Source organism: Streptococcus mutans (assembly GCF_006739205.1).
Classification (GTDB): domain Bacteria; phylum Bacillota; class Bacilli; order Lactobacillales; family Streptococcaceae; genus Streptococcus; species Streptococcus mutans.
The window spans coordinates 925,354-937,163 of the sequence record NZ_AP019720.1 but is presented as its reverse complement, the minus strand read 5'-3'; the positions used below and the strand labels follow the sequence as shown (position 1 = coordinate 937,163).

The following is an 11,810-nucleotide window of genomic DNA, read 5'->3' as shown; positions in this document are numbered from 1 at the left end:
TTTAAACTTCAAACTGAATGTCTCAACATTTTAAAACAGCCCAAAAAAACCAAAGAAAAATCAAGTAGATTTTTCTTTGGTTTAAGATTTAGTTCTATTCAACAGTAACAGCTTTAGCCAAATTACGTGGTTTATCAACATCAAGACCACGTTGAAGTGAGGCATAGTATGCGATCAATTGCGTTGGAATAACCATTGAAATACTTGAAAGATAAGGATGGACTTGATTGACAACCACATCATCTTCTTCCTTATTTAAACCTTCTTCAACAACAGTTAAGACATTGGCACCTCGAGCAGCAACTTCTTGGATATTTCCGCGCGTATGAGCAGCAACAGTCTCACTAGATGAAATCAAGGCAAGAACAGGTGTACCCTCTTCAATAAGGGAAATGGTTCCATGTTTTAATTCTCCAGCAGCAAAGCCTTCACATTGAATATATGAAATTTCTTTTAATTTGAGTGATGCTTCCATAGCCACATAATAGTCATTACCACGACCAATATAAAAAGCATTACGTGATGTTGCTAAAAGATTAGCAACCTTCTTTTCAATAACTTCTCGCTCCGAAAGACTAGCTTCAATAGACTGAGCGACAATGGATAATTCATGTACCAAGTCAAATTCTAGCGCTTCTTTTTTACCATTGGCTTCTCCAACTGCTTTTGAAAGGAAAGCAAGGGCAGCAATTTGCGCTGTATAAGCCTTGGTTGATGCCACAGCAATTTCAGGTCCAGCATGTAGTAACATGGTATAAGTTGCTTCACGTGACAAGGTTGATCCAGGAACATTTGTGATTGTCAAACTTGGAACTCCCATGACATTAGCCTTAACCAAGACCTGACGACTATCAGCTGTTTCTCCAGACTGACTTAACAAGATGAACATTGGCTTTTTACTCAATAATGGCATGTTATAGCCCCATTCCGATGCAATCCCTAATTCAACAGGCGTATCGGTCAAGGTCTCAATCATTGATTTTGAGGCAAAACCGGCATTATAAGATGTTCCGGCAGCTAAAATATAGATGCGATCAGCTTCTTGAACAGATTTCACAATAGCAGGATCAACTGTTAACTTACCATTTTCATCAGCATAAGTTGAAATCAATTTACGCATAACTGTTGGCTGTTCATCAATTTCTTTAAGCATGTAGTAAGGATAGGTTCCTTTACCAATATCTGATAAATCAAGTTCTGCTGTATATGCTTGACGTTCAACAGGATTGCCATCATAATCTGATACTTGAGCCGTATCTTTTGTTAAAACAACAAGTTCTTTATCATGAATTTCCATAAATTGATTGGTTTCACGAATCATAGCCATAGCATCTGAACAAACCATATTATAGCCTTCACCTAAACCGATTAGAAGTGGTGATTTATTTTTAGCCACATAGATAGTATCTGGATTTTGCGAATCAATCAAAGCAAAGGCATAAGAACCTTCAATGATATGCAAGGCCTTCTTGAAAGCTTCAAGTACAGACAAACCATCTGTCACAAATTGACCGATCAAATGAACTGCAATTTCTGTGTCTGTTTCACCTTTCAAGTTATGTCCTGCCAAATAATTTTCTTTAATTTGGAGATAATTTTCAATGACACCATTGTGAACCAAGACAAGACGACCTGTAGCCGATGCATGTGGATGAGCATTTTCCTCCGTCGCTTGTCCATGGGTTGCCCAACGTGTATGACCAATCCCTGTAGAACCAGCAACATCAATACCAATCTTAGCTCGCAAATCAGCAATTCGTCCTACTGATTTAATTAAACGTCCATTTTCAGGTTGATTAATAACATATATTCCTGCCGAATCATAACCTCTATATTCCAATTTTTCCAATCCTTGCATTAGGATATCGGTTGCATTACGATTGCCGACAACACCTACAATACCACACATAATTCTTCATTAGTAGTAAGAAAACCTTACTGCTTCCTCCTTAATTTTTTATAATTGGTATAGTCTAATAAGACAGCCAAAATTCAACAAAACCAGTATATAACTTTATTTAAATAAAGTCAACAAGAAAATTGGTATAGTCTTTTTGACATTTAAAAAAAGAGTAGCTGTACTACTCTTTCGAAACAAATCCAAATTTCTTGAGCGGCAAAATCCTAAAAGTGACAACTCCTTTAATTTGAGATTTCTTAATTAAACCAAATGTTCGGCTATCTTTCTTATTTGTCCGATTATCATTTAAAATCAAGTATTGCCCCTTAGGAATTTTTTGGTATTTTCCCTTTGTAATACTAGAAATTGAAAAATCAGAAGTAAAAAGATTTTCTCCATTTTTTGTATGATATTTATTTTTTAAATCATTAATATAAGATTGGTCTTCAGCCTTATGATTAAGGTAAAAAATATCATCCATATAAGTAACACTATCTTTTGGTTTACCAATAATACGGCCAATACGATCCTTACCAGCAACCTTATAGACAACAAAATCCTTATAATTAGGCTTTTCATTCTTTGTGATCGTAACGAGATCTCCCGATTTCAAAAAGTTATTAGCATCTGCTTGCCTTACCCGATAGTTTGAAAAGACAAACACTCTTAATAAAAGCAAAGCAAGAACTGCTAGCAGAACCAGAAGAATATTTCTGATAAAGTCACGTTTAACCATTCATTTCTCCTTAATTTATTGGTCTTATTATAGCATTTTTTAAAGAAGAAAAAAAGCAAGACTTATCATAAGTATTCCTTAATTTTCACCAAAAAAGAAGGAAATAACAGCTACCACAATTACTGCTCCCAGAATAGACGGAAGAAGAGCCATACCAGCTAAACTAGGTCCCCAACTGCCAAACAAAGCTTGACCTGCCCAAGAACCAACTAATCCTGCAAAAATATTAGCAATGCAACCCATTGCTTTTCCTCTATTCGTAATAGCACCTGCAATTGCTCCAATAAGTGCTCCTACTATTAGTGACCAAAGTAATCCCATAATTTCTTACCTTTCTTTATAAGATTATATCTAGTCTAACAATAAAACGAAGAAATGCCAAGAAAAAGGTGGTAGAAACTAAAAATGGTCATTATAACTACAGGTTTTTGGGTTTGTCTTTAATACTAAAGTAGAATAAAGTAAGCTCAGAACGCAACAAAAGTTGAGCAAAATACGACTAAGAATATATCAATCAATGCGATAAGAAAAGCTTCCATATCTCAATCATATTAAAAATAAAAAGTGTAAAAGATTGAAAGTCTTTCACACTTAAACTTAAATTCATTTTATTGAACGGTACGAACACGCATAGTATTGGTACCACCAGATCCAACCGGTACACCAGCAACAATAACGATGTTGTCACCAGACTCTACCAAACCTGATTTAAGAGCTGCTTTTTCTGCAATTTCAAACATATCATCAGTAGATGCAGGTTTTTCTGTTAAGATTGGAATAACTCCCCAGTTAATCATCAATGATTTTTGGACTTTTTCATCAAATGTTAAAGCTAAGATATCTGCATCCGGACGGTATTTTGAAATTAAACGAGCTGTGTTACCAGATTCTGTAATTGTAACAACCAATTTAATATCCATTGATTTAGTCGCATCTTTAACAGCTGAAGCGACAACTTCAGTCTTGTTGGTACGTGGCAAATTATCTGAATTCAAACGGCCATATTCATTAAGAAGTGTTTGAGCATTCTTATCAATTGTTGCCATGGTACGAACAGCTTCAACTGGATACTTACCATTAGCTGATTCACCAGAAAGCATTGTTGCATCAGTACCATCAATGACAGCATTAAAGACATCAGAGACTTCCGAACGTGTTGCACGTGGTTTGTCAGTCATTGTTTCAAGCATATTTGTTGCTGTGATAGCTGACTTCCCTGCTGCATTAACTTTCGTGATAATCATTTTTTGATATACTGGAACCATTTCAAACGGCACTTCAATACCCATGTCACCGCGAGCAATCATGATACCATCAGCTGCATCAATGATTTCATCAATGTTATCAATACCTTGTTGATTTTCAATTTTAGCAAAAAGTTTTACGTGCTCGTTGCCTGTTTCTTTACAAATTTGACGAACTTCATTAACATCCTTAGCAGTACGAACAAAAGAAATAGCAATAAAGTTAAGACCTTGTTCCAAACCAAAGCGAATATCTGCATTATCACGCTCAGCAAGTGCTGGGAAAGGAATTTTAGTATTAGGAATATTGACACCTTTTTGTTTAGCAATAATACCATCATTTTCAACGGTTACTTCAAACTCGCGAGTCGTAATATCTTTAGCGGTTACTGTAAGGCCAAGTTTCCCATCATCAATAAGAATAGTCTGACCGACAGCAACATCATCATAAATATCAAGACCGCCTGCAACATTTAAAGCAATGACATCCTTAGTTGATTCAATGCCTTGTTTAGTTGCTATACGAAGTTTATCACCAGTCTTATATTCATATTCTTTGACACCATCTGCAAACAATTCTGTACGCATTTCAGGTCCTTTAGTATCAAGAAGGAATCCAACCTTTTGACGTGCCAATTCTTCCGCGCGACGTACAGTCGCCATACGTTCACCTTGCTCAGCATGGTCACCATGTGAAAAGTTAAAACGAAAAACATTGGCTCCTTCTGTAATCAATTCAGCAATTTTTGCTGCTGAAGCTTCAACATCAAGCTTTTCACCCCAATAGCCATCTTCACCAAATTTTTTACCACCACGGATTTCTACCGCTGGACCTAAAGTTGCAACAATTTTTACGCGTTTATTCATTTTTATGAAACTCCCTTATTTAAATCAACAATTGACTGTTAAAAACTTATAATCTAACCGACCTTAATCATGCTTAGTTGGACAAATCACGATTCAAAGCAGCAAAATCAAGACGTGCTTTATGCGGATTATTTACAACGATCTCACCTTGTTCTGTTAAACTAAAGAGTGCACCGTCTTCCGCAGATCCAAGAATTGGATGCTCAACCAACTCCTCATTTTGAATACCAATGGCAAGACCGCCTTTTCCTTCCCTGAGCAATTCAACGGCATGGGCTCCCATCCATGAAGCAATCACACGATCACGAGGAGTTGGTGCACCACCGCGCAGGATATGCCCAAGGTTGGTAACACGAAGATCACTGTTATCTCCTGCTTCCTTCATCTGAGCAGCAAACTCTTCACCATGCATAACGCCTTCGGCAAGAACAATGAGATGGTGGTTTTTAGACTTACTAAGATAGCCATTTTTCACATTGGCGACAACCTCTTTAATATCATAGGGCTCTTCAGGAATAATAATTTGGTCAGCACCGGCAGCAATACCAGACCAAAGAGCAATATCTCCTGCATTACGTCCCATAACCTCAACAACAAAAGTTCTGCCGTGACTAAATGAGGTATCACGAATTTTATCAAGTGCATCCGTAGCAGTGTTTACTGCAGTATCAAAACCAATTGTATAATCAGTTCCTACGATATCGTTATCAATTGTACCCGGAAGACCGACAGCAGGAAAACCATGCTCAGTCAAGCGCATCGCACCATGATAAGAACCATCGCCACCTATAACAACGACTCCTTCAATGCCATGCTTTTTGAGTTGCTCGATACCCTTTAATTGCCCTTCAAGCTTTGCAAATTCAGGGTAACGTGCGGACTGGAGAAATGTCCCTCCACGAGAAAGGATGTTTGATACACCTTTAGCGTCAAGCGGGAAGATATCTCCTTCGACCATACCAGCATAACCACGATTGATTCCGCAAACTTCCATTCCTTCAGAAATTGCTTTACGAACGACTGCACGAACGGCAGCATTCATACCAGGAGCGTCTCCACCACTGGTCAAAACAGCAATACGTTTCATTTTGCTTGATACTCCTTTATTTAAATTAACGTTATTATTATAGCACAACCTAGGTAAAATGTTTAGTTTCTGAACATACTTTTTATTGAAAAAGCGTTTTCAGAGCATAATAAGCCAACTTTTCCTGCAATTCTGGATCCTTAGCGACAAAATAGCGGCTGCTTTGGAAAGTTTCTTTAGTATTTGAGTAATGTAAAACTACTGGAATATTTCCAGGGTAAGCTGCTAAAATTTCTGATATCTCTCTATCACAATCATGATTTTGTAACTTAATCCAGCATTTTTCTGTTGAGGCAGAGTCTAATTGATGTAAAATCATTTGCAATTGATTATCACGCTCCTGTATTTTCCCAGTAAAATAATAAATCGTTTTTTCTGTTAAGAAATTTTTGTACTTTTGATAAGTCTCTGGAAAAAGAGTGATATTCAATTTCTTCTTAGTATCTGTCACACTTAGAAAAGCCATTTGCTCGCCTCTGGATTTCGTTCGAATAATTCTAATGGACTCAATTTGAGCTAATATGGTAGCTTCATTTCCTTCAACGAGGTCAGTTAGAGCAATTAAATGTCTGCTGGAATGCTTTGCAATTTCTATTAGAGGATGCGGACTAACTCCTGCACCAATGATATCTTGTTCCAGCTGATATTTTTCAGCATTGGTATAATCTTGCGCTTCTATCCAATTATAGGAAGAATCAGCAAACAAACTCCCTAATTCATTGACAAAAGTAAAAAGGTGTTCTAGATTGACAACGATTTTCTGGCGGTTTTTATCAAACTGATCAAAAAGGCCTACTTGAATTAAAGGAGTGATAATCTCAGTTTTCTGATACTTTTCGGGTATTCTGATTAAAAAATCTTCAATACTAGAAAAAGGACGGTTTCCAATAATCCAATAGGCAAAATCACGATTTAAACCCTTGATGTTTTTTAAACCCAAGTAAATCTGACCATGACTAATTTTATCAGAATAAGGAATCGTATTAATGGACAAAGGTCCTAATTTAAAATGAGTCTCTAAAGCATTGCTGAGATAATCACCGCTAGAGTAATTTAACATGACATCAAAGAACACCGCTGGATAGTGTACTTTGAAATAAGCCATTTGGAATGCTAAAGCTGAGTATGCGTAGGCATGACTGCGATTAAAGCCATAACCAGCAAACTTAGCCATTCTTGCAAACAAGTCTTGGGCAACTTTTAGATCTCGTCCTAACTGATCAGCACCCTGCAAAAAATCTTTTTCCATTTTTTGCATTTCAACAGTATTTTTTTTTGACATAGCACGGCGTAATAAATCAGCTTTCCCTAATGTAAAACCAGCAAAAATCTGAGCAATTTGCATCACTTGTTCCTGATAAAGCATAATACCATAAGTCGATTTTAAAATAGAAGCAATTGATGAATCAATCAAATCCACTTCTTCTTGCCCATATTTTCGGCGAATAAAATTTTCAGTATAATCACTAGCACCGGGACGATTGAGACTGGTAGTTGCAACAACTTCTTCAAAACGAGAAGGTTTAATTCTTTTCAAAAGATTGATAGCTCCGGCTGCTTCAAACTGAAAAATGCCTTTGGTATCTCCAGCGGCAAAAAGTGCTAAGGTCTCTTTATCTTCTAAATCAATAGCTCTGATATCTATGGCACGGCCATAATCTTGTGCTACTTTTTCCTGCATTTTTTGAATAAAAGTAAGATTACGCAGTCCGAGAAAGTCCATTTTTAAAAGACCATTAGCTTCAACAGCTGGAGCATCATATTGCGTGATCATCATTTCTTCACCTGTTTTGAGAGGAATGTGATCTGTTAAATTATCATCACTCATCACAATTCCAGCCGCATGAATGGAAGTTTGACGAGGATTTCCTTCAATTTTTTTCGCAATTTCGAACGCACGCTGATATTCGAATTTACTATTAATGAGTTGGCGAAAAGCAATCTTTTTGTCATAAACACTTGTCAAATTATCACGAAAACTAATTTTTTTAGTGATTTGACTGAGTTCATATTCAGTCGCTCCAAAACGCTTAAAAACATCACGAATTGCCTGTCTGGCACCAAAGGTCGAAAAGGTCACAATTTGTGCTGAATGTGTTGAACCATAACGATCACGGACATAATTTAAAAACTGACTCCGATAAATATCAGGAAGATCAATATCAATATCTGGCATGCTGTAGCGTTCCTCATTAAGAAAACGCTCAAAAAGTAAATCATTCTTAACAGGATCAATACCTGTAATATCAAGGGCATAAGCCACAAGACTCCCTGCTGCAGAACCACGTCCCATTCCCATATAATAATGCTGGGAACGGCCAAAGCGCAGTAAGTCCCAGACAATCAAAAAATAATCATCAAAGCCCATTTGATGAATGACAGCCAATTCATCAGATAATCGCTTTTGATAGTCATCACTCAAAAGTTTTTTTTCTATAAGTCCCTTTTGCGCTAATTCTTTTAATTCCACAACAGCAGGTTTATCTCGACTAAAACGAGGCAATTTCAAATCAGTATCAAACTGATAAGAAACATTGGCGACCAACTTTTCTAAATTTAACAAGCTCTGTGGAAAACGTTCCTCAAAAATTTGTTCCATCTCTTCCTGAGAAAACAGATACTGATCTTTAGAAACAGGAGGCACTTCCCTTAAAGGAAGATTATCTCTAATAGCATGTAATATTTGTAAGGTCTCTGTATCATCATTATCATAATAACGTACTGTATGTAAAGGTAAAATGTCCCTTTTAAAATCCAGCTGAGGAGTATCTTTTCTGACGCCAATATAAAAAGAAAAGGGAAAATCCATTTGATCAATTCCTTCAAAATAAGGAACAATTATAGCAAGACCATCCATAAATTCTTCAATATCAGAGAAAAGCTGTTGACCTGTCATCTTGGCTGTCGAAATTTTTAAGAGATTGTGGTAGCCAATTGTATTTTGAGCAATAAAACATACGGTCGTCAAATCATCAGATAAAAATAAATCCAGTTCAAGACCAAGAATAGGGACTAGTTTTTCTTTTTGAGCTTCTTTTATAAAATGAAAAGCTCCGTAGAGATTATCTCTATCCATAATACCAATATGCGAATAGCCCATCTCCTTAGCTTTCTTAATATAAGATTTTAAGTCAATCAGGCTATCCATAAAACTATAAACGGTTTTAGTATCTAATTGTGCAAACACTTCTGTCTCCTTAAGATCTACTTACTTTTATTATACTACAAATCCTTAAAATCCTCTTACTCTTTCATTTAATTCTACTAAATCTCATCAGTCTAAATTTACCACTTGACAATATTTTACTATAATTGTATTATATATATAACACAATTATACACTGCACTTTAGAAAGGAGAAAAAATGGCTTGGAAATTTAATGAGAAATCCCCTATTTATCTTCAAATTGCCAATCATATCAAAATGCAAATTATCAGTCAAGAAATCAAACCCGGCCAACAACTAGCCACAGTTAGAGATTTAGCAGAAGAAGCTGGCGTAAATCCTAATACTATGCAACGTGCTTTTACATCACTTGAACAAGAAGGGATGGTCTTTTCAGTTAGAACTTCGGGACGTTTCGTGACAAAGGACCAGCAGTTAATTGAAGAAGAAAGACACAAGTTAGCTCAAACAGAACTTGAAGACTTTATCAACAAGATGACAACAATTGGCTTTAGCAAAGATCGTTTAACTACTATACTGGACCAATATATTAAAGGAGAGACGAAATGACAGAACAACTGCCCTTATTACAATTACATCATATTACTAAGAAGTTTGGAAACAAGCTAGCTCTTGATGATATTTCTTTAAAATTACCAAAAGGTAAAATAATTGGACTGTTGGGACCAAATGGAAGCGGTAAGACGACACTGATTAAATTAGCTAATGGACTGTTACAACCTACTGCAGGTGAAATTGTGATTAACGGACTCAGACCTTGTCCTGAAACAAAATCGCTCATTTCCTATCTTCCCGATACCAGCTATTTAAGTGATAAAATGAAGGTCCATGACATTTTAAAACTATTTGAAGATTTCTATGTTGATTTTGATAGGCAAAAAGCCGAACAATTACTGGAAGATTTAGCCATTGCTCAAAGCGAAAAATTAAAAAATCTTTCTAAAGGAAACAAGGAAAAGGTTCAGCTTATTCTGGTTATGAGTCGCAAAGCAAAACTTTACATTTTGGATGAACCCATTGGTGGTGTTGATCCAGCTGCACGTGATTATATTTTAAAAACAATTATTAATAACTACTCAGAAGATGCATCTGTTCTTATTTCAACTCATTTAATTTCGGATATTGAGCAGGTTTTAGATGAAGTTATTTTTATCAACCAAGGAAAGATTGTTTTACAAGAAAATGTAGATGATTTGCGTGAACAATACGCACAATCAATCGATCACATTTTTAGAGAGAAATTTAGAGCCTAGGAGGAGAAAATGTTTGGAAAGTTATTAAAATATGAATTTAAATCAGTTGGAATTTGGTTTTTCGGTCTATATGGACTAGCTGCTTTCATTTCTTTAGCTGCCGGTATTTGGATCAGAGCTAATCTTAAAGCCTCTAAGTTATCTAATTCTAGCTACAGTACTAATTTTTATTCAAGATCACAAGGAATTCTAGCTTTTATTTTATTTTCCTTATTGTTAGCTATTTTTATTGCTATTTTTATCGCAACACTGCTAATTATTATTCGCCGATTTTACAATAATATTTTTGGAAGAGAAGGCTACCTTACGTTAACCCTGCCAGTTTCCACACATAAGACTCTCTTAACTAAACTGTTTGTTGCTTTTATTTGCACGATTTGTAGTGGTTTGATTTTCATCCTTAGTTTTTTCTTATTAATCCTTCCATCGCTTACTATAGGGCCTTTTTTAACTTATTTCACAGAAACTTTGTCACAAGCTGTTAACATTCTAACCAAGCCTGAAGTTATATTAGCTATTCTTTCTTTTTTGTTAGGGATAACTACCAGTATCTTAGAAATTTACTTCGCTATCGCATTAGGACAACTGTTTCAAGATTACCGCGGTCTACTAGCTTTCGGTTTTTATTTCCTTATTAGCTTTGTTCGCAGCACTTTAAATATTCTTATTGGAACTGGCAATAACGGTTTTATTAGTTTAATGAGTACGAATAACAGTTTTCTAGACTGTTACCATCTCACCTTAAATATTATTCTTCTAATTGTCTATGGTCTCGTTTTCTATTTTGGCACACATTATATTATCAAAAATAAACTGAATATCCAATAATAAAAATACTAGAGGATAATATCAAAAAGTTTTTATGCTCTAGTATTCCTTATTATTCCAAATCTTTTTGTGTTTTATTTTTTAGAAGACCATTTTCAAAATAGAGTTCAATAGTTGCCGAAGATGACTTTGTTTTTATGCCACTAGACCAGACAGTCTGCATTTCTTCTTTGTCTGATGACATTGACTGGGACAGCACATCTGGTTCACCCAATTTTTCAACAATCTTTTTATAAGATTCACCGATTTTCAGTTCATCATAATCTTCTTTGCCAATTTTAGCCTCTCTACTGAAAGAAAAATTGGAAATTGAACGTGCCACAGTACTATTCTTATACAATTGGGCATTAATAACAGCACCATCTTTCACCCAGGTATAGCTATCTAAAGTGATGTTTCCTGCATTTCTTTGCTCACTTTTATTTGGGTCACCAAACCATTGTTTCAACTGTTCAATACTTGTTCCACCAGAAAAATGATTCTGATCAGTTGTCACTTTGATTTTATTGAAACTTAAACGAAAATCTAAGTTTTCTGTTTTTGTTAATGCGGCCTCATTAGAAGGCTTGGTCCCTCCCTCTTTGTCTTCTTTAGATTGACAGCCTAGCATTAGAAAACAGAAAGTCACTGTTAAAAACACTAAAAGCCAATTCTTTGTTCTTTTCATACTCATCTTCCCTTTAAACATAAACTTTAAATAAAAAAACG

The 11,810-nt window shown here is 35.6% G+C and carries 10 protein-coding genes; 3 read left to right on the top strand and 7 right to left on the bottom strand.

From position 1 onward, the window contains the following. Nucleotides 1-94: 94 nt before the first annotated feature. The 6 genes from glmS to FNL60_RS04855 form a co-directional block, all read right to left on the bottom strand. Nucleotides 95-1,909, bottom strand: a complete 1,815-nt coding sequence (gene glmS / locus FNL60_RS04880; RefSeq protein WP_002280133.1) for a glutamine--fructose-6-phosphate transaminase (isomerizing) — start codon at nt 1,907-1,909, stop codon at nt 95-97. Nucleotides 1,910-2,081: 172 nt separating this feature from the next. After that, entirely contained in the window at nt 2,082-2,636 is a 555-nt protein-coding gene (gene lepB / locus FNL60_RS04875) for a signal peptidase I (RefSeq protein ID WP_002262163.1), read from the bottom strand. Between the two features lie 78 nt (nt 2,637-2,714). Beyond that, complete coding sequence (locus FNL60_RS04870) at nt 2,715-2,957, bottom strand: GlsB/YeaQ/YmgE family stress response membrane protein (RefSeq protein WP_002310292.1); 243 nt, start codon at nt 2,955-2,957, stop codon at nt 2,715-2,717. A 287-nt stretch (nt 2,958-3,244) separates the two neighbouring features. Further along, nucleotides 3,245-4,747, bottom strand: coding sequence for a pyruvate kinase (gene pyk, locus FNL60_RS04865; RefSeq protein WP_002262161.1), 1,503 nt, complete (start codon nt 4,745-4,747; stop codon nt 3,245-3,247). Between the two features lie 73 nt (nt 4,748-4,820). Continuing rightward, on the bottom strand, nt 4,821-5,834 hold the full coding sequence (gene pfkA / locus FNL60_RS04860; RefSeq protein WP_002262160.1) for a 6-phosphofructokinase: 1,014 nt from the start codon (nt 5,832-5,834) through the stop codon (nt 4,821-4,823). Nucleotides 5,835-5,916: 82 nt separating this feature from the next. Beyond that, the gene (locus tag FNL60_RS04855; RefSeq protein ID WP_002280132.1) at nt 5,917-9,021 is read right to left on the bottom strand and encodes a DNA polymerase III subunit alpha; all 3,105 of its coding nucleotides are present in this window, start codon (nt 9,019-9,021) and stop codon (nt 5,917-5,919) included. Nucleotides 9,022-9,198: 177 nt separating this feature from the next. On the opposite strand from FNL60_RS04855, the gene stsR reads away from it, so the two are divergent. The 3 genes from stsR to FNL60_RS04840 are packed head-to-tail and all read left to right on the top strand — an operon-like array spanning nt 9,199 to nt 11,102. Beyond that, on the top strand, nt 9,199-9,570 hold the full coding sequence (gene stsR / locus FNL60_RS04850) for a GntR family transcriptional regulator StsR (RefSeq protein ID WP_002262158.1): 372 nt from the start codon (nt 9,199-9,201) through the stop codon (nt 9,568-9,570). Beyond that, nucleotides 9,567-10,274, top strand: coding sequence for an ABC transporter ATP-binding protein (locus tag FNL60_RS04845; protein WP_002262157.1), 708 nt, complete (start codon nt 9,567-9,569; stop codon nt 10,272-10,274). Before stsR ends, FNL60_RS04845 begins: the two co-directional genes overlap by 4 nt. A gap of 9 nt (nt 10,275-10,283) precedes the next feature. Further along, a complete protein-coding gene (locus FNL60_RS04840; RefSeq protein WP_002264461.1) occupies nt 10,284-11,102 on the top strand; it encodes a hypothetical protein in 819 nt (272 codons plus the stop codon). 52 nt (nt 11,103-11,154) lie between these two features. Here the strand turns inward: FNL60_RS04840 and FNL60_RS04835 are convergent, their stop codons facing one another. Beyond that, nucleotides 11,155-11,775 (bottom strand): DUF3862 domain-containing protein, encoded by a 621-nt coding sequence (locus FNL60_RS04835; protein WP_018110204.1) that lies wholly within the window; start codon nt 11,773-11,775, stop codon nt 11,155-11,157. Nucleotides 11,776-11,810: the final 35 nt, after the last annotated feature.